Below are 22,891 nucleotides of genomic sequence, written 5' to 3' on the forward strand. Positions count from 1 at the left end.
ATTATGATTGATACTTGGTTTAAGAAAGACTTATCACGCATCCATGAAAAGCATCCAGTAGCAGTATTCGTTGATGAAAGCGGTGAGGCTGAGTTTTTATTAAAAACTCTAGAAAGTGATACTACGATCTATCGTACCAGTGGTGAGTTGGATGAGCTAGAAGCTAAATATAAGCTTGAAAAAGCGCTACAGCAAAACTCTTTATTGGATCAAAAATTTGTGATCTATACCCAGCTCGCTAAAAGTAAGCTTACTTTTATACGTGAGTATTGCGAAACTAATGGTTGTATCGAAATACGCTATCTACAGAATTATGTCAGTGACAACGTTCATGAGACATTGAACATTAATATCAACTTACCTAAAGAAGATCTGATAGCGGCTGCTAAAGTGAGTGTTGGTAAAGATCGTACTTACTGGATGGATTTAAGTCATAAAGGTGCGTCCGAGATATTTGATCTTAAAAAAGAGCTGCTTCCTTTCGTTCATGACCCGAAAGCTTATGAAACAGACAAGTATGATCAGGAAATACGTACAACTTTTTATCGTAAAGTTAATGATCTTCTTGGCCAAGAATATATGGACAAGCCAGCCAAAACACTAGCTGATGAAGTCGTCAAGGCTTTATTAGATGGTCTGGCGACCAATAGCTGTAATAGCACACTAATGGAGGTGTACTGCACTTGGTTAGACTCTATGAGCTATCGTGATTCATTTGCAGCTTACCTTGCTAAATACACGTTAGATGCAAATTTAGATATATGGCGCGTTGATCCAAATCATCCTTTTAGGCAGGTAGACAATAATTGGCTAAAGCAAATAGGTCACAAGTTGGCTAATAACAAGCTTGATCAAGGAGAGAAGTCTCAGCTGATAGCTAAACTAAGACAACGCCATAAGAGCAAGCAGGCTCAAGCAGTAGGAATTACCTTTTGGAAAGACATAATTACCTTGCTAGAGTTTGAGCCCAAAAATATTGCCTATCTAAATACTTTTGCTGAATGTGTCGATTACTATAAAGACCACTTCAGCCCTTTAGATACAGCAATACGTAATCTATATACTGAATTTTTGCAACAAGACGATGTCCTTGATCCTTTTCAAGAGTTGTATAAAGGCTATGTTGCATTATTTTTAGATAAATGGTTTATGTATTTCGATCAGTATCAAGAAGATCAGACTGGCATATTACAAGACATCATCGATTCAAACAGCGGTAAGATTGCTGTTATCGTAGGTGATGGGGTCGCTTATGAGATCGCTGAACAGGTAGCGATAAAGGTCGAAAGCTTAGGCAGCGACAGCAAGCTAAAACGCAAGCACATTCTTGCTGACTGGCCTTCTGTTACTGAAAACAACATGAGCCATATCTATATCTCTGATGGCACCGTAGAGCCTATACAGAGTAAGCGTGAAAAATTCCTCACAGCGAAAAACTCTGGTACTAGTATCGACTATATACGTCTAGATGAAGTGAACGATGAAGCTTTGACAGGGCGAGTGCTAATTTGTACTTATAAAGATATCGATGACATGGGAGATAAGCTCAACAGTAAAGCGCTAAAATACTTCCCTGAGTCCATCGATTTCTTTGGTGAAAAAATCAACCAGCTACTAAAAATTGGTTATGCAAAAGTTTATCTCATTACGGATCATGGTTTTGTACTAACGGGGCTTCTAACTGAAGCTGATAAGATTACTAATAAGCCTACAGGTGACGCAAGCATATATGAACGCTATATGTGGACTGTGGACAAACAAGATAGCAGTTTTACAGAGAAGTTTGTTGAGAAAGCCAAGGGCTATAAAAACTTTAATTATCTTTACTTTGCTAAGAGTATGAATCCTTTCAAAACGCCTAGTACCTATGGGTTTGCTCACGGTGGCTTAGCGCCTCAAGAGCTGGTAACGCCATATTTTTGTTGGTCAAAAGACAGTGATGAAGGATTAAACTTAGAGGTGTCTATTGCTAATAAAAGTGAATTGCTTAGCGTCACTGGAGAGCTTTATCGAATAGCACTAAAAGCAAATGCAAGTGAAGTAGACCTGTTCACGCAAGAGCGAAAGGTCATGCTGTTATTTTCAGCTAATAAGAGCATCATTAATAAGAGTGATGTAATAGCTATTCAAAGTAACAGCGAGCTCGGTAAAGAGTATACCTTTGATGGTCATAACGAAATTGAGGTGCAACTCATTGATGCTGTAACGAAACAGCAGCTTGATCGAGTTGTGGTCAAAAAGAATAATGATCGCGATCTAGGTGGGCTCTTCTAAAAAGCTCATACTTCATTCATTATTAGTATCGATACTACTGATAGAGCTTCTTTTAATTTTCCTAGCGGTATTTACTAAGAGTTAAAACAAGGAATTGGCAATGTTTGTCTTAAATGAGTTAGACCAAAAACTCTTAGAGCATTTTAAAGGTTATGTAGTAAAAAAAGACCTAGTACGCTCAGTCAAGGTAGGGGCTAATGTACCTGTATTTGTATTGGAGTACTTAATTGCCAACTCTTGCTCGACTGACGATGAAGAAAAGATCAAAGAGGGCATGAGCAACGTTAAGAAAATTCTTAGCGAGCACTATGTTAATCCTGAAGAAAGTGCGTTGATACACTCTAAAATACGAGAAAAAGGTCGCTTTAAGATCATTGATAAGATTTCAGTTGAGTTGGACTCTAATAGAGATATGTACTGGGCTAGTCTACAAAACAGTAATATAAGAAATGGCAATATTCGAGATAGCCTAGTTACAGAGCATGAAAAAATGCTGATGGGTGGCATTTGGGCAATCATTGACGTTGAATACGACTCTGATATCAAAATAGGCCAAAATATCTATCCTTTCGTTATCAGTAATATCAAGCCAATACAGTTATCTACATTTGACAACAGTAAAATAATTAGTAAGCGTAAAGAGTTTACTAAAAGTGAGTGGTTAGATGTTTTATTGAGAAGCTGTGGCTATGAGCCTAATGCAGAAGGCGTAACCGACCGCATCAAGATGTTGTTGTTATCTCGTTTATTACCAATGGTTGAAAGTAACTTTAACTTCATTGAGCTGGGGCCACGATCGACTGGTAAATCATTTGTATTTAAAGAGCTAACACCCTACGCAGTATTGATATCTGGTGGACAAGGAACAGTCGCTAAGCTATTTGTACACGGAACTACCAACAAAGTGGGGTCAGTAGGACAATGGGATGCTATCTGTTTTGACGAAGCGACAGATAAGATTTTCAAAGATCGAGATGCCATCCCTTTAATGAAAGATTACATGGAGTCAGGATCGTTTTCACGAGCAGGAGCTGGAGGGGAAATTACTGGTGTTGCCTCGATAATTTTCAACGGTAATATTAACCAGCCAGTGGAAACCGTCTTACAGACTTCTCACTTATTTAGTCCACTTTCGGATGAGGTGAATAACGATACAGCATTTTTAGATCGTATTGAACCGCCCCGACTATATCGGAGAGTGTTTTACTTGAGTCAGGCAGCAATGCCTGATAGGGTTAAATTGTCATAATACCGCTTTTCAAACTCAAAAGGCGAGACATAACCAATCCTACTATGCAGTCGTGTTTTATTGAACCAATCTACCCACTCAAGGGTTGCTAATTCAACATCGTTCACACCAGTCCAGTTCTGCTTTAAATAATGAATCACCTCAGACTTGTACAGCCCATTGACCGTTTCAGCCAATGCATTGTCATAAGAATCGCCTGTTGTACCAACAGACGCAATCACGCCGCAGTCTGTCATCTTATCGGTGTAGCGAATGGATAAGTACTGAACGCCTCGATCACTGTGATGAATGACATCCTTAGGGTTATTCCTGTCTGTTAGCGCTTGATTTAATGCCGCCATCACCATATCGGTGTTCATGCGATTAGAGACTTTCCAGCCCACAATAGCGCGAGCAAACACATCAATAATAAAAGCGGTATATACCCAGCCGCTTGTCGTCTTGATATAGGTAAAGTCCGCCACCCAGAGCTGGTTAGGACGACGAGCACTAAAGTTACGATTGACTAAGTCATCAGCGCGTTTTTGGTCGTCACGGCTGTTGGTGGTAATTTTGCTTTTGCCACGCCAGACGCCTTGTAGGTCATGCTGTCTCATTAAACGCTCTACGGTGCAACGAGCAACCTTTATGCCTTCCGCTTGCATCTGCTGCCAAACCTTACGCGCACCATAACGGCATTTACTGTCCTGCCAGATGCGTTTAATCTCGCTGAGATAGTAGTCGTCATGCTGACTGCGTAATGAGCGCTTGTGTGGGTTGTCGCTTAAGTCTTGAGCACGATAATAAGTTGACGGGGCAATCGGTAATACTCTACAGATCAGCTCGACCCCATAAAGATGTTTATTGTCGTCGATGAATTGAATCATGATTTTAGTCAGCGGTCGAGCTCCGCCTGGGCGAAAAAAGCGGCTGCTTTGCGTATAATTTCATTAGCTTGCTTGAGCTCTTTATTCTCGCGTTCAAGCTCTTTAATACGTGCAGCTTGATCCTCAGCTTGAATATTAGCTGGTATAGTTCTATCGATGTGCTTTTTATGCCACGATCGCAGGGTTTCAGGCGTGCAGCCAATCTTAGGAGCAATGGCTTGAATAGCTGACCAAGTGGAGGGATAGTCGCTCGACGCTTCTATCAGCATGCGAACGGCGCGTTCTTTAATTTCGGGAGTATAGGTTTGTCTTTTCATTGTCGTATTCTCTCAGAATATTAGGTCTCCGACAATCCCGGGGCGGTTCATATCCATTTTTATCTTCCGGGTTGGGAGATGATTAAGTTTTCACCTCATCACTTCACCTCTAATTTTGGCTTTAGTACAGATTATTTTTCAGAAGCGCTCAAATCCCTGCGTAGAGTGACTTATACAGACGTCCTAGAGGATTACTTTTCATTAGGATCTCATCTTAAGCAGCGTGATACCAAGCCTGTTAAAAAGACTGTTTCTGGCTTTATCAAGCTAATGCATCCTGATGGAGAGTACACGAAAGAAGATGTTCGAGAATATTTAGAGATTGCACTCGAAATGCGCCGACGTGTCAAAGAGCAGCTTAAGCGTATTGGCGGTATGGAGTTTTGGGAGACTAACTTTTCTTATATCGACAAAGAAACTCAAGAAGAGCACTTCGTTGGTTTACCAGAAGAGAAAGGCTCGAACTTAATAGAAAATACACCATTACCACCAGGCGTCTGTTACACTTGTACTAGTGATGGTGATAGTTTGGCTTTGGTTAGAATCGAGACTGTAGTCACCTCTGGATCAGGTAAGATGTATATATCTGGAGTTAATAATACGGTTGTTAAAGACAATATCAAAAACACCTACCAGTATATAAATGCCAATGAAAAAACGATTCTAAATGAGCAGCATTCTCTTAAGAATTACGATATAACTATTCAGATCACCAATATGCTAGGGGCTTCAATATCATCAGGTATTGGCTCAGCTGTGTACATAGCCATAGTGTCAGCTTTATATAAAAAGAACCTTAAGTCTGGACTTGCTGTACTTGGGAATATTTCTGTCGGTGGTGCTGTGGAGCGAGCTATTAACTTTGCAGATAAAATTACTATGCTTTCTGATAACGGTGCGAAGTCTGTGGTCGTACCAATTGATAATTTATCAGAGCTAACAGGTATACCTGCTACGGTGTTGGGTAACACTGACATACAGTTTTATCAAAACAATCAATTGCTAATGCAAAAAGCTATTCTTGTGGATTAATCAATAATAACAAACAGCTCAAGTGAAAACTCCTGATTAACACGATTAGCTAAAAGTAGCTTTTTAGCTAATATTATATTTCTCAGTTCATTTAACAGTCAGATATTTAAGACTTACTCTTCAACATAGCTAATACCTGATCCTCTCCCAGCTGAGCAATCAACGCTTGCAGCTGGGCATTAGGGTCAGCTGTATCTTTAACATCCGCTCTAAACTCTGCCGTATCTCTGCCTTCACGCAGTGCATTTAAATAATCCGCCCAGTTTTGCATCATCTCACTACGATCATCAATGTACTCAAATCGACCATAGGCGGTTCCATTAGGATCTTTGGTTGTATGACCCAATGCCATCTCAACAAGCACGAGAGGATACTTTAATTGCTCTTGTAGGATGGTCTTTGCTGTCGCGCGAAAACCATGTGCGCAGTGAATGTCTTTATAGCCCAAATCCTTTAACCGCTTATTCGCAGTCGCATCAGAGATGATCTGATGCTTTTTTGCCGTCTCACTGTAGAAGACGAATTTAGTATGACCATTGATTTGCTGCTGCGCGCGTAAGATAGACACTGCCTGACGCGGTAAGGGAACCACCATGTCTTTGACCATGTTTACCTTGCCTTGTCCTTTGAGCGGCTTTAGTGTCCACCTACCAACATCCAAGTCCAAATCAGCCCAGCGCATGCGCCTTAGATCACCATTACGCACAAACAGTAATGCTAATAGCCTAAGGGAGTTTATCGTGTTTGGATCACCTTCTATAGTCTCTATATCACGTAGTAGCTTAGCTAAATCTTTAGGCTTAGTGATGGCAGGACGATGACCATAGCTCGACTTAGCCAATTGGCTTTTGATTAATGCCGCAGGATTGCTGCTACAAAAGCCACGCGCGCCCGCATAGACGAATACATCACTAGCGATACCTGCACAGCGCTCAGCCTTGTCTGTGGGCTTGCCAGCTTTGTTTAATGAGTTGGCTTGGATGTCTAGTAATACTTCAAGCATTCTAGGTGAGCCAATCTCACTAATAGGGTCATTACCTATGTATGAGCATATAAGCTCTAAGCGGCCTTTCTTACGAATGAGCGTATTACCTTTTTGAGTCTGCTCTAAATTATCAAAATATTCCCAAGCAAAATGATTAAAAGAGTTTTTATTTTTACTAATAACACTGTTCTTTATTTCTTCACGATGATCTTTGGGGTCAATGTTATGGCTCAATAGCTCTTCATAGTCACGCCAGATTTCACAGGCACGTGAAAACGATACGTTTGGATAAACACCAAGCGATATACGTTTATTTTTTGAGTGAGTAGGAGATAGGTAGCGATAAACCCAAGATTTAGTGCCGTTAGGTCTGACCATGAGATACAGCATGGGATAGTTTTTGACAGAGACGAGATATTCTTTGTCACTAGCTTTATGGCTGCTAATACTACGATCAGAGCTAATAGGTTTGCGTGCTTCCATGACTGATACCCCAATGTACATTTAAAAACCAGTGTACATAGTAGTGTACATCAGATGCATGGATTGGGATAGATATAGCAGGACAGTATAAGACGTCAGATACAACAAAGCCCCTGATATCAGGGGCTTTAGCTGTTCTATAAGATAGTATAGGACTATGTAATGGTACCCGGAGCCGGACTTGAACCGGCATGCTCGTTAGAGCGAGGGATTTTAAATCCCTTGTGTCTACCAATTTCACCACCCGGGCAAAACTTGTGTTATCTATACATTAAAAAGCGTTGATAGTGCTTTTCGCTGGTAAGATAAGTGGTCGCTATTATAAGCGGTTATGGTGATAATGCAAGCCTAAATTAACATGATGTTAATAAATAATTGGAGGCTGGAGTCGGAATCGAACCGGCGTTAACGGAGTTGCAGTCCGCTGCATGACCACTCTGCCATCCAGCCAATCAAGGTGGACTATATTAGCAAAAATAATTTAAATTACAAGTCATTTTTTGGCTAAAAATAGCTTATATGCTCACTTGTGCTGATTTTAGTGCTTTTTTATGAGTTTTTTGCGTATTCAGGCTCATCAGCGAGCCGGACTCACTGATGAGAGTACTGATCATTGAGTGTGTACTTTTATCATCTAACGCCGTAAAACCACGTCCTTCTAGGGCGTGGATATCAGGCGTCAGCCATTGTCGCCCAGTATGGCGAACCCCTTGATACCCAGCTGCATTGAGATCATAATTACTCCATGAAAACGCTCAAGCTACGCATCAAAGACAAACACGCCACTCAGCTCAATATCTTGGCTGGGTCGGTTAACTTTGTCTGGAATTACGTCAATGAGCTAAGTTTTAAACATCTTAAGCGCACAGGCAAATTCTTTTCAGCCTATGACTTGGCCGCTTATACCAAAGGTAGTGGCGAGTATTTAAACTTGCACAGCCAAACCTTGCAAGCGATTAGTGAGGTTCACGCTAAATCCCGTAAACAATTCAAAAAAGCCAAACTCAACTGGCGCACCAACAACCCAAAAGCCAAGAGAAGAAGCTTGGGATGGATTCCTTTTAAAAAGACCGCGATTAAGCATATCAGTACGCGCCAAAGCGGTAAAAAATCTCTAAAAAGCACCCTGCAATTTAGCCTCGCTAACCGTCAAAAGCTCACAATAGACCTATGGGACAGCTATAATCTCTCGCTCTACAACATCAATACCTGTGAGCTGGTACAAGATGCACGAGGCAGATGGTATGCCTGTGTCACCGTTAAAGACTTTCCAAAGATTAAGTGTGGTACTGGCCAAGTCGGTGTTAATTTAGGCTGTAAGGATTCAGCAGTCAGTAGTAATGGCGATGTTCTAACCACTAAGCTAACCCATCAATATGCTGAAAAACTGGCCGTTGCCCAAAGAGCTAAAAACAAAAAACGGGTCCGTGCGATTCACGCCAAGATCAAAAACACCCGTCAAGACTTAATCCATAAATTCACATCAAAGCTTGTTAAGGCCAACAGCCTAATCGTTGTTGGTAAGATTAAATCAAACTCATTCACTTCATCCAAACTGGCCAAATCCGTCTATGACGCTGGTTGGTTTGAAATAAAGCGGCAACTGGATTACAAATGCGCGAACGCAGGTTGCCACTATCTTGAAGTCAATGAAGCGTACAGCACCCAAACCTGCTCGTGTTGCGGCTCTCGCCAAGACAGTCCGAAAGGTAGAGAAGGTCTTGGTATAAGAGAGTGGTTTTGTCGTTCTTGTAAAACGACCCATAACAGAGATGTTAATGGAGCAAAAAACATTCTCGCGGTCGGGCTTGGCCGTCTTTAGTAGGAATCCCATCCGTTTAGGGAGGGGAGGAGGTCAAAATATCTCTTCGTTATTACGTCTGGCTCGTTTGATATCGCGATAAGTCGCGGTACAAATCAATACCAGCACGCCGAGCGTAATGGCTGGCCAAATTAAAATATATAAGCCGTAGATAAAGACGTTGTCCATGATATCTCCTTATAGTATTTATGAAGGGTTGCCTGTGCAGCGGGTCATATATTGACCGACTGCTAAACCCGCAAGCGGTGCTCGCTACCTGTGTTTATGAAAGCTCAGAGGTCGATGCCTTGGCTTTTTTATCATAATCGCCGACACGTTGATTGATTAAAGCAAAATCAAAGTGTTCATCACCCATGAGGCTAACGATGATACAAGCGATGGTGCTGGCACCATAGGCCGTTAGTGAGGCCAGTAGTACCATGTACTGACGTAAGAAGCCTGTGGCAAAAATGAGCATCAGTACCAGCGTGATCGCTGCCGCTACCATGCCGATTTTACGACCCAAAAAGCCAAAGACCATCAGCCCAATCACGACTGCGGCGCCCACACTGGCCAGTATTTCAAAGAAAAGGGCAGTAAAGCCTGTCATCGGTAGCAGCTCAAAGCGTACCACACAGAATAGCAGTAGGCCGATGATGACTGCCGAGGTAAAGGCGGCATTGGTCACGCGGTTCCAAAACACACTGGCGATGACCGGAAAAACAATCGCGCCCCACAGCGCCCCTACAAAGACCAACATCACCAAGATATCTAGCTTAAAGCTGGCAAAGATCAGTCCGGCAGCGGTGGCGATAATCATCGTGCTACGACCAACGAGCATCATGGTCTTAGGTTTGACGCGGCCTTTGGCAATGTTTTTGCCATACACATCTGCCATCATAATGGTCGATAATGCCGACAAATCCGAATCAGCAGTCGATGACAATGAGCCAATGACCAAGATAAAGAACAAGGCAATAAATACAGGGTGCAAGTAAGTGCTGACCATCTGCGGTATGAGGTTGTTCATATTGCCATCTAGTGGCTCGATACCGATGGTCAAAGCCATCAATCCGATCATACCAAGACCGATGACGATGCCAGCATAGCCGACCGTGGCGGTAATAAAGGTCTGTTTAATCTTAGTCTTATCGATCGCAAACAAGCGCTGCGTGATGGTTTGGTTACCAATCGCATAAGCAAGTACAGCGACAAAATAGGGCGCTCCTTGCTGAAAAAACGCTTCGGATGAAAAGAAATCCTGCTGTTCAAGCGTGAGGTTAGCGAGGCCATCGACCATGACTTGTGGCCCACCCATCGCAAACAGTACCGCTGGAATAATGACAATACCGATGGCCATCAAAGCGACCAATTGCGCAAAGTCTGTAAAGACGGAAGCGCGAAACCCTGAGGTTAGGGTGTAGCTTAGCACCCCGATACCTGCAATCATGACCCCTGTCTGAAACGATAATGGCGATAATACCGACACCAACGCCCCAGCTGCAGTAAAGTTGACCATCAAGCTAATTAAGCTGCCCATAAGGTTGGATATGGCTAAAATTAATTGGCTTGATGAGCCATGGCGGGCGTGGATAAGCTCACCTAAGGTATGACCATCGGGTGCAAGCTCACGAAAGCGCATACCAAAAGGATAGATGAATAAGATCATCAGCGCGCCCCAAAAGCCGTAATGTATCGGCCCTGACACGCCATACTTGTAACCAGAGGTCGCCGCCGCATAAAACGATGCCGCCCAAATCCAAGTAGCGGTCATACTAGCAGCACCCATGCCAAAGCCGACGCCGTGGCCTGCCACCATAAATCCTGAAGTGGTTTCTTTGTCTTTTTTGATAAGCAATGACAACAAATACGTGCCGCCATAAAACGCTAACAACAATAAAATAATGGTTAACGATGAAAATTGGAACAGTGACTCAGTTTTCAAATTCATACCTCGCGATTATTTTACATAAATAAAAGTTTAATAGTATAACTTTATCCAAAACTGTTAAGAATACAATAAAGCCCATAAAATTCTTATGTAGAGGCATCACACAGTGCTAACAGTTGGCCGTCATAAAAAGCGGTCAGCGCCGACCCAAATGCAGCACGCTGGCGCACTTGGTGTTTTAAGAGTAGATCCTGCAACCTGTAGATGACAACTGTCCATTGACATCATGCCGGTCACTCACTGTTGTACGTCATTGGAAAAAATCACATGCAACAGTGAGCCACGTCTCACAAAAATCGCAGGGCAGTCATCAGCATGCGTCTGTTGATGGATAATCCATCACGCTGTCAAGTGGTCATACTTGATAGTAGCTGGCTGCTATAGAGCGCTGACAAGGCAGGTATCTACAGCAAAATTATGGATAAGCACTCAGCCATCTGCTGATGACGGTGCTAAGTGTAGACAGCTTTATCGGCTAATATTATGTATAGCCGGCTGAAATACACCCAAGCATGAGCGAATTTTTGCCCATGATTAGGTAATTGACGCATTACCTGTAGTTAAGGTATCAAACACGTTACAGCCCTGATGCGTTGCACCATAGGCTCGGTATTTATAAATAAAACTACAGCTATGTTAACTATGTGTAACATACTCGTGTGCTAAGGGTACCCTATTCTGCCGTGAAGCTCAAATCTATCGGTCAGTTATCTGTCATAAATGACCAAAAGGCAGAGACAGACCTTAAGAAAAATGGCATTGACAAATGGGGTTTATGAAAAGGTGTTTGTGAGGGTATCAATAAGGCTAACATATTGAATGGTGGCAGTATTGAATGATCAATGTGAGGGTATCAAAGTAAACGAATCGGTGATAACGACAGGATTTAGAAAATGTGGTTAGGCAATACTCATCAAATACCAGTGTAGTAGGTGACTCTATTGTCACGCAAAAACCCAGCCAGTCCCAAACCATAGCGCTGGGCGACCCGTACGGCCGTACTGGTGGGCGCAGACATGCCAACGAGCCAAGGGATACGCCCCCGAATCGATTTTTGTACCAACTCGATAGACAAGCGTGAGGTCATCAGCACACAGTCTGCCTCTCGCTTGTTGCGCAGCTGCCAGCCAATCAGTTTGTCTAGCGCGTTGTGGCGGCCAACATCTTCAAACAAATACAGATGCTCGTCATGCAGGGTCGCTGCAGCGTGTACCGCCCCTGTCAGCTGATGGGTATGCTGCATGGCAGTGATTTGCTGGCGCATATCCAATAGATAATCCAGACGCGGGCAGGCTGCCTGAATTGGTTGGCTATCTTGCGTATAAGCGCTCAAATCAGGTAGGGCTTGTGTCAGCCCCGTGATACCGCACATACCGCAGCCTGTACGCCCCGCCAGTTGGCGCTTTTGGGCTTGGATCCGCTGATGGCAGCGTTGGTTTAGCACCAGCTCTACGACATAGATATCATAATCTTGAAATTGCTCTAAGCGTTGCTCAATGGAGGCGGATTCAAGATCCCCATCGTTTAAGGATTGAGCAAACTTTTGGTAGATGGCAATATCCGTAAGATGTGTCACTTCCCAATCAAGTAACTCATGACTGTGCTGAATCAAGCCCTCGCTAAATAAGAACCCAACAGCCAAATACTCTAGTTGGTAAGGGCTGGCCATCAGTACCGCATAATGAATCCCATTAATAACGATTGATACCGCTGCCTCTACTGCCAAACTGGTGGTTTGAGACTCAATACAGCTTTGAGGTATATCGGCTCCATGAGCCTTGTCCGATGGATAATAATGCTTCTGCGCTAAATGTTTGCGAGCGAGCATTGTCTCGGCTGCGCTATTATCATTATCCTCAGATATCTCAGTCATAATCACTCTAGTTTCAGTTGTCTCTGCCATCATAGCCATTTTGCTAGAGGACTCACTTTGCTCAAAATTACTTTCAGTGATCATCACCACTTATACAGGTTCGGCTGTCTGAACATTTGTATTCACACGCTCTAAGATCACGGTCGTCGATTTGTATGCTGGGATATGAGAGTCTGGCGCATGGGTATCCAAATCAAACAGGTCGTTACATTCAGGATAATAGGCGGCGACGGCATTGGCGGCGATATCCATCTCAGTCAATATGAGAGGCCCTAGTACGCGCGGCTTGTTTTTATGCGCTGTGTGGCTTGAGCTGCTGGCGTGCCGCGATACCATCACCTGATCTCCTTTTTGCCAGCCTAGGCGGCTCATCTCGTCTGGATGCATGAATAGCACGTCGCGGCGGTTGGTCTGGCGATAGCGGTCTTTGAATCCAAATATCATCGTATTGAACTGGTCATGACTACGAACGCTGGTCAGTTGCCAAATTTTTTGTTCGGTCCCTTGGTCGTTGTCATTGCCAGAGGGTTTGAAGCCATCATTTAAGGCAGCGGCGGTGTCGGCCATTTGGGCTGCGACATAAGTGATGGGGTATTGCAGCACGATAAACTGTGCTTTACCACTGTCTGTATTCCACACCCGGTGGCGCGCTGGATGGTATAAATGAAAACCGCGCTCGGCTGCCCGAATGCGCGTGTTGAAGTTCTCAAAGCCGTCAATCGCTTGGGCGATATAGTCGCGAATGAGATCGAAGTCGGCACTCATCGCCTGCCAAGGAATGTCGGTATCAGTCTTGAGCACATGCGTGGCGATATCGGCGACGATCTGCGCCTCAGATTTGAGTGCGTCGCTGACTGGTGTTAGGGTGCCTTGCGTTGGGACAATCTGACACATAGAGTCTTCGATGGTGGCAAACTGCTCACCTTTGGCCGTCACGATACGCTCAGTACGCCCTAGACAAGGCAGTATTAGGTTGTGCGCCCCGGGGTAGAGCATGGTTTCATTGAGCTTGGTGCCTACAAATACATTGAGCTGAGTGGTGGTGAGTGCTTGCTCGATAGCGCTGGTATCAGGGGCTGCCACAGCATAATTACCGCCCATACCCATAAACACTTTTAATTTACCTTCGATAAGGGCTTTGGCGCCTGTGACGACATCATAGCCATGCTCTTTTGGCATTGGGCGCTTAAAGACGCGCGCTAGACTATCGAGTAGCTTTTGCGCTGGGCGTTCATGGATACCCATGGTGCGATCGCCTTGTACGTTAGAGTGTCCACGCACAGGAGATGCGCCTGCGCCCTCAATGCCAATCATACCCATCAATAATAATAGGTTGGTAATCATCGCTACATTGTCATCGCCTTGTACATGCTGAGTGATGCCCATGCCCCATGTGCAAATGGTCGCTGGACTATCGGCGACCAACTTAGCAAGCCTGATAATCTCTGTCTGAGCGATACCGCAGCCTTGCTCGATATCCGTCCATGATTGCTCGGTCAGCCATTGTTTTAATGGCTCGAACCCTGAGGTATGCGTTGTAATAAAATCGGTATTAATTTTATTATTATCTATCAGCCATTTGGCAATGCCGGTCAGCAGCGCCGCATCGCCGCCGATTTGGATTTGCACGACTTCATCGATCATGGTGTCGCTTTGCCCTGCTGCCATATGCGTGGGTTTTTGTGGGTTTCGAAACTTACTCAAGCCTTGCTCGCGCATGGGGTTTATCGAGAGGATTTGGCAGCCTTGCTCATGGGCATGAGCGAGCATCTCGAGCATGCGCGGATGGTTGGTGGCAGGGTTTTGACCAAACATCAATATGAGCTTGGCTTGCTCAAAATCCTCTAGCATGACTGTCGCTTTGCCGACGCCTAGCTGTTTACCGAGCATCACTGAGGTCGGTTCATGGCACATGTTCGAGCAGTCAGGCAGATTGTTGGTGCCAAAGCTGCGAACAAACAGCTGATACATAAAGGCCGGCTCGTTGGTCACGCGCCCTGAGGTATAAAATAACGCCTCATCTGGTGAGTCAAGTTGACCTAATTGCTCAGCGATACACTGATAAGCGGCCTCCCAAGAAATCGGTACATAGCGATCTTGCACGGCGTCGTAATATAAAGGTTCTGATAAGCGCCCGCTATGCTCAAGCTCATAGCCCGACCAGCCTTGCAGCTCGGTGACGGTATGCCGCGCAAAAAATTGTGCATCCGCCTTTTTCGTCATGGTTTCGCTGGCGATGACCTTGATGCCGTTTTCGCAGACGTCGATGCGCTTATGTGACTTATGGTCTGGCCACGCGCAGCCTGGGCAGTCAAATCCGCCTTGAGGCTGATTGCTCTTTAGGACGCTGACACTACCGCGTAAAAAGGTTTGATAATCCATCAGTTTGCGTGTCGATGAGATCAGCGCAGGCCAACCGGCAGCAGGGTGGGAGTAAACAGGAATTTTGCGCATGACAGACCTCATCGATAAATGGCGGCATAATGGTGGTGTTTCATCACTATATAATGCCCGCTGTACCGTGTGTAGCAGTAGTAACCATAGATAACAAAAAACCTTTAAGAAAAGCGCGTTTTCTTAAAGGTCTGCTTTGTTAGAGTGGTTTTATCAACAGCAAAGAACAACCACGGAGAACGCCGCGTTTAGGGCGATCAGTAGCGCGCGTCTTTGGGTTTTTTACCACTGGGCCAGTCATTGACTTTGCTTGCAAAATCAGGGCGCGGCTGATGGGTAAAGAAATGCGCCACGTTGACAGCATCTTGATCGCTTAGGACATTGCCGTGGCCCCATAGCCCTTTGGTCTGAATGCCCATGGGCATGTTGTATTTAATAAAGGCGGCAGCTTTATAGGTGCGAGCCATGCCTGCGCCGATATTAAAGGACTCATCGCCCCATAATGGCGGAAAAACGATGTCACCGCGACTGTCTTTGAGCCCTTCGCCATTGTCGCCATGGCAAGTCGCGCATTGTGCCTGATAGATTTGCTCGCCGCGTATAGGGTCCGGTGTCAATGAGGTATCGACAGCGCCTGCGTTTTTGATATCGACTTTGTGCTCTTTTGGCGTGTTTTGTGACAGCCATTTCATATAAGCCATCATCGCCTGCATCTCAGGTGACTCACGGTCTAAGGGTTTACCATTCATTGAGCGCTGAAAACAGCCATTGATACGGGCTTCTAGATCGATTTCTTTGCCAGCACGCGGCATCACCCGTGGGTAGGTGTTATAGCTGTTGATATAGGGGTCGCCAAGCGGGACTTTGCCTTGTGATATATGGCAGCTATTACAGTTCATCTGCGCGCCGACGTGCTCTGGTAGCAGGCGCTTGGTTTCGTTAAGGAGCCGCTTGCCATAAAATATTTCCTCAGCATTTGGCTCATATAAGATGGCAGTGTCTTGCGGCAGTATATATGTGCCGATGTCTTCGTTGGCATCGTCGGCTGTGACCGTGTTAAATTCAGGCGCATTGCGCTCAGCAGGGGTAGGATTGGAGCAGCCACTGAAGGCGCCTATACTGATGACACCTAAGACGGCATAAACCGCGGCGCGCGGCAATATGAATAGTAAATGGGTCATTGGTTTGCTCCTTTTTCTGCAGCGTCAATGCTTAGGTCTGGGGCGATATCGGTACTGGTTTTTGGTTTTTTGGCGAGAAAAGCGCGCATTTTTACTACGTCATTGACGTCGATTTTGGGCGCTTGGTTGGTCCAGCTGTTGCGGACATAGTTGACCACCTCGGCCACATCCGCATCGCTTAAGTTAGAAAACTCAGGCATGGTAAATGCCATACGGTCATAAGGGGTCTTGGGCATCCGGCCGCCGCTTAAGGTGATTTGTAGGACGGAGTCCGCGTTTTTAGAATACACCGCGCTATTACCATCAAGGGCGGGGAAGATACGCGCCACACCTTGACCATCGGCGCGGTGGCACACTTGACAATACTCTGCGTAGAGGATTGCGCCGCGTGAGTCATAGTTGCCATCTAGCAGTTTTTGCGTGGTGGTGTCTGCTTTATTCGGCAAGGTTTCTTCTTTGTTTGGTGTAGGGCTTAGGGTTTTGAGGTAGGACGACATGGCGTTGATATCGTTGTCAGTCATGTATTGGGTGCTGTGCTCGACCACTTCGGCCATGGCACCAAAGGCAGCAGTGGTGTCGGTACGGCCAGTCTTAAAGAAGTCGTTTAATTCTGCTACTGTCCACGTGCCAAGTCCGCGATGCTCGCCGCGTATGCTTTTGGCACGCCAGCCATCGATGACCGCGCCGCTTAGATATTTGTTGGAGTCCGCGTTACTGAGCGCGACCTCTTGAAAGCCGATACCGCGGCTAGTGTGACAAGAGCCGCAATGTCCAGGGCCTTCGATTAAATACTGACCACGGGTCAAGAGCGCATCGTCCGTCTCAGGGACAAACTCACGCTTGCGATCAAATAACACCTGCCAGTAGGCTAGGGGCCAGCGCCAATTGGCCACTGGTGGTAGCTCGCTTTTTAGGTTGGCTTGCTGAACGGGTTTGACATCAGACATAAAAAACGCATACATTGCGGCCACGTCCTCATCTGGCATCAGCTGATAAGACGGGTAGGGCATCGCAGGATACAAGGCTTTGTTATCATGGCGTACCCCGTGTTTGACCGCATTTTTGAAATCATCAAAACTATAATTGCCAATGCCCGTGTCTTTGTCGGGGGTGATGTTGGTTGAGTAAATCGCCCCAAGTGGCGTCAGCATCGGGAGACCGCCTGCATAAGTCTCGCCGTCAAGCGTCGTATGACAAGCGACACAGTCTGCAGTACGGGCGATGTACGCGCCTTTTTTTATTAAGGCCGGATCGGTGATATCGACCTCGATATTGCTCGTGCTGGTGCGCATATTTGGCAATAATTGTCCAATAATAAAGGCAATGACCAGCCCGATAATACCGATGATTAAGATAATCAGTGGCCACTTTTTGTTTTTCATCCGTCCACCCTCCATAAGATAGCTGTGTCCAGCACACCATGCCCTAGGATTGCATACGGTGCGCATGACGATTTAAAAGTCGTACTATGATGATTAAGTATAGGGCAGGCGCGGCACTGGCGATATTGTGGAAAACCACATTATAATTGGGGTTTTGGTTTATAATATCGACTGATAGGTCCAGTGGGAAGTGAGCACGATGTACAAAGGCTCTAAAAATAAGGCGGTGTGGCATGCGTCTGTTAGTGCCGTCTTGCTGCTTGTGATGACATTATACAGTGGGGTAGGTGTCGCGACAGCATTTGCGCAGACGTATTATTTGGGCGTGCTGGCGCCGCAAGGCGAGAGAGCCGCGCAAGATCGCTGGCAGCCATGGCTAGATGATATCAATCGGCAGCTCGCCGAGGACACGGTGATATTAGTGCCGTTGGCATTAGAAAACTGGCAACAGCAAATACAAGCCAAGCAGTTTGCATTTGTGCTGGGTCCGCAAGTTCAGTTTATAAAAATGAATACCACCAAATGGCGCTGGCTGGCTACGTTGCAGGCGCCGACAGTGTTGTCTGAGCCGGCGCTGTCGGTCGATGATAAGGTGCAAGGCTTTCGGGCACATACGCTCACCCAACGTGCATCGCAGGCGACGGTTAGCTTGGCTCAGCAGTTTCGCCAAATACCTGAGCCGATAGCGCAGCAACAGCCCAGCGCGATGGAAGCGGTCGCCAGTGCCTTATGGGTGGCAGCCGATAGCGACATCTATCGTTTGTCAGATTTACAGCGCCGTACGGTGGCCGCAGTCGATGCCGATGCGTTTGGTGGATATTTGCTGGGCGCGCATTTACTACAGCAAAACGGCATCACGCCCAGTCATTATCACATACAGTTCACCGGCTATCCGATTGAGCGGAGTTTGCAGGCTTTGGCCCATGGCAGGGTCGATGCTGCCATCGTGCCGCTATGCTTGATGGAGGAGATGACGCGGCAAGGGAAAATACATGCTAAACAATATCGTCTACTGCATCCAGTCGCGACCGCATCAAACTGCCAGTCTTCTACAGCAATCTATCCCAACTGGACGTTAGCCGCCACTGAGCAAGCACCGGCGGCATTGGTACGGCAAGTCAGTCAGCAGATATTTGCCCCGCCGCCAGCAGAGCCAATGTCTACGGCAGGGCTGCGCTGGCTACCTCCAGAGTCTAGCATGGAGGCTGAGCGTGTCTTGTATGAGATGCAGCGTCATCCAGCCCAAAAACCGCTCAGCGCTCATCTGCTCGACTGGATACAAGCGCATCGGCTGGGGGTCGGCGTGCTGGTGTTTATTATTTTGATATCGACCATCAATTATGGCTGGATGAGCTGGCTGGCATGGCGTCGCCGCCAAAAAATACTGACGCAAAACCGTCTCATTCGTGACTATGATGAGCAGCTGCGTCAATCAGAGCGTTTTGCGGTCATTGGTGAGATGAGCGGTGCCATCGCCCATGAAATCAATCAGCCGCTGGCAACTATTCAAAACTACGCACAAGGACTGCTGATACGGCATCAGCATAAGACTAAGACAGAAACAAATAATAAAGAGCCAAATAATAAAATGACACAAAATGCCTTAGAGCAGATCGTCCATGAGACCAAACGTGTCGCGGCGGTCGTCAATAATATCCGCAGCTGGGCGGGACGCTCGCAGCGGAGCGCCACCGATGACGTGAGGGTCGACATCATAGCGACCTATCGGCAGTGTGTTTTATTATTGGGTGATAAAGCGAGCGGTATCGATTTTTGGCTGATAACCGACTATAAAGGCGTGACCCTGCCGCATCTGCTCTTAGATCAACTGCTCATCAATACCATGAGCAATGCCGCCCAGCAAGGTGCGACAAATATCTCGTTACGCTGTCAGATAGATAGCCGCGATGACGAAAAGTGGCTGGCGCTGCATGTCAGTGACGATGCAGGAGGATTTGATGTGCGGCAATTGGCTCAGTCTCATCAGCACGAGGCTGCATCTGGATATTATGCCGCGCAGTCGAGCAAAGCGGACGGTCTGGGGCTGGGTCTGATGATTTGTCAGCGGCTGTGTAAGTCCATAGAGGCACAGATAGCGCTAAGTAATATCGAAGTGGCCGCAGAGTTCGATAAATATCCTGTAGCAAACGCTCAGACCTATCGCTTTCGGCGTACCTTACAGGGTAAACTGCAGTCGCTACCCGCGCATCTAGGCCAGCCGCCAGCAAATACGCTGGGCGCGCAAGTCTCTTTTTATTTGCCGCTGTCTGTAATTGATAGAAACAACAGGCAGTAATATAGCCAGTTGAATAAAAAACGGTTATAAATTGTGAGGCGTGATGGGTATAAGTTTTACGTGTGTGCTGCATGCCTTCGATGCTGCGCAACCTATATTTAAAAACACCATCATTTATCATCACTCAATTGGGCCAAAAAGGTTTATATGATTTTCTCCCCTTTGACACACATCTCTGAGCAGGGTCAAGATACGCCTATGATGTCATCTGACCATGTACCAAAAACCAGCGCTGAGCCCCTTGTCGTTCATATCATCGATGATGAAGAAAGCGTGCGCCTCTCTTGTGAGTTTTTACTTGGGAGTTTGGGGGTGCAAGCGCAAGGATGGCCGAGTGCGTTAGCGTTTTTGCAGCAGGTAGATATCTATCGTCCCGCTGTCATCATCAGTGATTTGATGATGCCGGAGATGAGCGGGCAGGCGCTACAGGCGTATCTGAATACTCATGATAGCCCTATGGCGCTCATTGCTTTGACAGGTAATGGCAAGATTGCGGATGCAGTAAATATGCTCAAACAGGGCGCAGCCGACTATTTAGAAAAACCCATAGGCAGTCAGCGTCTACAGCAAGCGTTGGTACAGGCGCAAGTATTAACCATCAAGCGTGCCAAACTGTACGAGATTCGCAAGCTGTATGCTCGGCTGACGGATAAAGAAAAGCTAGTAGCCGATGAGCTGCTACAAGGTAATATCAATAAAGTCATCGCCGACCACTTAGATATTGCCGTGCGCACAGTCGAGGCGCACCGCTCACAAGTGATGAAAAAGATGCAAGCGCAGCATGTCAGTGAATTGATTCAAAAGCTGGTGCTGCTTGACGCTTAGGGCATGTCCTTACTGGTGACTCATTTTGCGGTCTATTTACCAGCTATCGGGGACCTGTTTTTAAAATAAGCACTGTGCATAATATCAATGACTTAGCTTAAAATTAGGCTGTCATCTTCGACCTTTTCACCACGGGTTTGCTCAAACATATCGAGCAGGTCATGGACAGTCATGCCGCGACGAGTGTCTCCTGCGACATCCAAGACCACTTGGCCTTGATGTAGCATCACCGTGCGCGTGCCGTGCGCCAGCGCCTGCTGCATAGAGTGGGTAACCATCATCGTCGTGAGGCTGTTGTCTGTGACGATCTTATCAGTCAGCTCCAAGACAAACGCCGCTGTCTTCGGGTCAAGCGCGGCCGTATGCTCATCTAGTAATAAGATTTTGGAAGGCTGGAGCGAGGCCATCAGTAGGCTAACTGCCTGACGTTGCCCGCCTGATAGCAATCCCATGCGGTCAGTTAAGCGGTTTTCTAATCCCAGTTTGAGTACGGACAGCTTTTCGCGAAACAAATCACGGTTATTTTGGTTTAAGGCAAAGCTCAACCCACGCTTGCCGCCGCGTTTGTACGCCAGTGCCATGTTTTCTTCGATGGTGAGCGCCTCGCAGGTGCCCGCCATCGGGTCTTGAAACACGCGAGCGACCCAGTGCGCACGCTGATGCGCGGTTTTTTTGGTGACATCAATACCATTGAGTAAGATTGAGCCACTATCGACACGTGTGGTGCCACTGACAGCATTCAAAAACGTGGATTTACCGGCACCATTGGTACCAATCACCGTCACAAACTCACCATCAGCAATGTTGAGATTGATGCCGCGTAGCGCCGGATTTTCGATAGGCGTGCCTGGGTTAAAGGTTAACCGCAAATCTGTGGCTTGCATCATAGTCGTTATTCCTTATTGTCACTTTAAGACAGTCACTTCAAGCTTGTACTGCTACTTTTCCCACTATTAAGCGCGAGCCTTACGAGATAAAAACTTGGTTTTGGCTTTTGGTAGTACCAGTGCCAGTACCACCAGTAGGGCGGTGATTAGGTTTAAATCCTGCGGACCAAAGCCGATGCTACGTAGTGTATCGCTCGATAGTGCCACCTGAATAAACAGCTTATATAGCACCGCCCCGACGATAACAGCAAAGGTAATCAGCCAGATACGCTTGGCAGGAATGATGGTCTCACCGATGATGACGGCTGCTAGGCCAATGACAATGGTACCGATACCGATAGAGATGTCCGCGCCGCCTTGTGTTTGTACAAACAAAGCACCTGCCAGTGCGATTAGACCATTGGATATGGCCATACCGATGATGGTCATCCATGAGGTGTTGATACCTTGGGCTTGTGCCATCCGTAGGTTGGAGCCTGTGGCGCGCATCGACAAGCCAGTTTCAGTGTTATAAAACCAATCTAAAAATAGCTTGGCCAGTAAGATCACCACCCCAATGATCAAGCAGCGCATCCAATAGCCGTTGCCATCAGTTACCAAGCTGCTAAATACAGTGGTCTCACCAAGGAGCGGTAAGTTTGGCGCACCCATGATGCGCAAGTTGACAGAATATAGCGCGACCATCACCAAGATACTGGCAAGTAGCTGCAAGATACCCAGCTTGACGTGGAGCCATGCCGTGACGATACCTGCGACTGATCCTGCGAGCATACCAAACGCGCAAGCTAGCCATGGGTTGATACCAGCGACGATAGAGATACCAGCGACAGCGCCGCCGAGCGGAAAACTGCCATCAGCCGTCAGATCAGGAAAGTCGAGCGTACGAAATGAGATCAGGACGCCAAGTGCAACAAGGCCATAAATCAGACCGCTTTCAAGCGCACCAAAAAAAGCAATTAAAGACATAAGAGATCAGTAAGTCATAACCAAGTGTCCGGCGCGTGAGAGTCACATAAATGCGCGGCGATTGCCACACTCATATAAACGCCAAACAGCTAAGCGGTGAATTTAACAGATTAAACAATCTGCGGTTAG

General features: G+C 46.3%; 16 protein-coding genes, 2 tRNA genes and 1 other annotated feature. Of the genes, 6 read left to right on the plus strand and 12 right to left on the minus strand.

Annotation, left to right across the window (positions count from 1 at the left end; translation table 11 throughout):
* The first annotated feature begins 3 nt into the window (after positions 1-3).
* Both AADH33_RS04590 and brxL read left to right on the plus strand, forming a co-directional pair.
* The gene (locus AADH33_RS04590) at positions 4-2,274 is read left to right on the plus strand and encodes a hypothetical protein (protein ID WP_348549718.1); all 2,271 of its coding nucleotides are present in this window, start codon (positions 4-6) and stop codon (positions 2,272-2,274) included.
* 100 nt (positions 2,275-2,374) lie between these two features.
* A complete protein-coding gene (brxL, locus tag AADH33_RS04595; RefSeq protein WP_348549719.1) occupies positions 2,375-3,523 on the plus strand; it encodes a BREX system Lon protease-like protein BrxL in 1,149 nt (382 codons plus the stop codon).
* On the opposite strand, the gene AADH33_RS04600 is transcribed toward brxL, so the two are convergent.
* A protein-coding gene (locus AADH33_RS04600; protein WP_348549720.1) for an IS3 family transposase occupies positions 3,487-4,706 on the minus strand; the annotation gives its coding sequence in 2 pieces (ribosomal slippage) (positions 3,487-4,421 and positions 4,421-4,706; 1,221 coding nt in all). The two genes, brxL and AADH33_RS04600, sit on opposite strands and share 37 nt — an antisense overlap.
* Positions 4,315-4,431 (minus strand) — a sequence feature (AL1L pseudoknot). Its footprint overlaps the gene before it by 117 nt.
* A gap of 51 nt (positions 4,707-4,757) precedes the next feature.
* On the opposite strand from AADH33_RS04600, the gene AADH33_RS04605 reads away from it, so the two are divergent.
* Positions 4,758-5,738 (plus strand): BREX system Lon protease-like protein BrxL, encoded by a 981-nt coding sequence (locus tag AADH33_RS04605; RefSeq protein WP_348549950.1) that lies wholly within the window; start codon positions 4,758-4,760, stop codon positions 5,736-5,738.
* Between the two features lie 106 nt (positions 5,739-5,844).
* Here the strand turns inward: AADH33_RS04605 and AADH33_RS04610 are convergent, their stop codons facing one another.
* The 3 genes from AADH33_RS04610 to AADH33_RS04620 form a co-directional block, all read right to left on the minus strand.
* Positions 5,845-7,206, minus strand: a complete 1,362-nt coding sequence (locus AADH33_RS04610) for a tyrosine-type recombinase/integrase (RefSeq protein ID WP_348549721.1) — start codon at positions 7,204-7,206, stop codon at positions 5,845-5,847.
* 163 nt (positions 7,207-7,369) lie between these two features.
* Positions 7,370-7,456: transfer RNA gene (locus AADH33_RS04615), tRNA-Leu, on the minus strand.
* Between the two features lie 126 nt (positions 7,457-7,582).
* Positions 7,583-7,656, minus strand: a tRNA-Cys gene (locus AADH33_RS04620).
* A gap of 295 nt (positions 7,657-7,951) precedes the next feature.
* Here AADH33_RS04620 and AADH33_RS04625 point away from each other — a divergent pair.
* Positions 7,952-9,028 carry an RNA-guided endonuclease InsQ/TnpB family protein gene (locus AADH33_RS04625; RefSeq protein ID WP_348549722.1) on the plus strand — a complete coding sequence of 359 codons (1,077 nt, stop codon included), beginning with the start codon at positions 7,952-7,954 and terminating at the stop codon, positions 9,026-9,028.
* A 33-nt stretch (positions 9,029-9,061) separates the two neighbouring features.
* On the opposite strand, the gene AADH33_RS04630 is transcribed toward AADH33_RS04625, so the two are convergent.
* The 6 genes from AADH33_RS04630 to AADH33_RS04655 all read right to left on the minus strand — a co-directional run bounded on the left by AADH33_RS04630 (position 9,062) and on the right by AADH33_RS04655 (position 17,788).
* Positions 9,062-9,196: a putative transporter small subunit gene (locus tag AADH33_RS04630; protein WP_348549723.1), complete on the minus strand. Its 135-nt coding sequence runs from the start codon at positions 9,194-9,196 to the stop codon at positions 9,062-9,064.
* 94 nt (positions 9,197-9,290) lie between these two features.
* The gene (locus tag AADH33_RS04635; protein ID WP_093068989.1) at positions 9,291-10,958 is read right to left on the minus strand and encodes a sodium:solute symporter family protein; all 1,668 of its coding nucleotides are present in this window, start codon (positions 10,956-10,958) and stop codon (positions 9,291-9,293) included.
* Positions 10,959-11,871: 913 nt separating this feature from the next.
* A complete protein-coding gene (gene fdhD / locus AADH33_RS04640; protein ID WP_348549724.1) occupies positions 11,872-12,831 on the minus strand; it encodes a formate dehydrogenase accessory sulfurtransferase FdhD in 960 nt (319 codons plus the stop codon).
* A gap of 90 nt (positions 12,832-12,921) precedes the next feature.
* Positions 12,922-15,285, minus strand: a complete 2,364-nt coding sequence (locus AADH33_RS04645) for an FdhF/YdeP family oxidoreductase (protein WP_348549725.1) — start codon at positions 15,283-15,285, stop codon at positions 12,922-12,924.
* A 197-nt stretch (positions 15,286-15,482) separates the two neighbouring features.
* A complete protein-coding gene (locus tag AADH33_RS04650; RefSeq protein WP_348549726.1) occupies positions 15,483-16,406 on the minus strand; it encodes a c-type cytochrome in 924 nt (307 codons plus the stop codon).
* On the minus strand, positions 16,403-17,788 hold the full coding sequence (locus AADH33_RS04655; protein ID WP_348549727.1) for a cytochrome c: 1,386 nt from the start codon (positions 17,786-17,788) through the stop codon (positions 16,403-16,405). The genes AADH33_RS04650 and AADH33_RS04655 overlap by 4 nt, the downstream gene beginning before the upstream one ends.
* Positions 17,789-17,987: 199 nt before the next feature.
* On the opposite strand from AADH33_RS04655, the gene AADH33_RS04660 reads away from it, so the two are divergent.
* A complete protein-coding gene (locus AADH33_RS04660; RefSeq protein ID WP_348549728.1) occupies positions 17,988-20,084 on the plus strand; it encodes a PhnD/SsuA/transferrin family substrate-binding protein in 2,097 nt (698 codons plus the stop codon).
* Positions 20,085-20,231: 147 nt separating this feature from the next.
* Positions 20,232-20,909, plus strand: coding sequence for a response regulator transcription factor (locus AADH33_RS04665; RefSeq protein ID WP_348549729.1), 678 nt, complete (start codon positions 20,232-20,234; stop codon positions 20,907-20,909).
* A gap of 92 nt (positions 20,910-21,001) precedes the next feature.
* Here the strand turns inward: AADH33_RS04665 and AADH33_RS04670 are convergent, their stop codons facing one another.
* Entirely contained in the window at positions 21,002-21,796 is a 795-nt protein-coding gene (locus tag AADH33_RS04670) for an ABC transporter ATP-binding protein (RefSeq protein WP_100749770.1), read from the minus strand.
* 66 nt (positions 21,797-21,862) lie between these two features.
* Positions 21,863-22,762, minus strand: a complete 900-nt coding sequence (locus AADH33_RS04675; RefSeq protein ID WP_075101629.1) for an ABC transporter permease — start codon at positions 22,760-22,762, stop codon at positions 21,863-21,865.
* Positions 22,763-22,891 lie beyond the last annotated feature (129 nt).

It is taken from the genome of Psychrobacter sp. KFRI-CH2-11, assembly GCF_038239325.1.
GTDB lineage: Bacteria > Pseudomonadota > Gammaproteobacteria > Pseudomonadales > Moraxellaceae > Psychrobacter > Psychrobacter celer.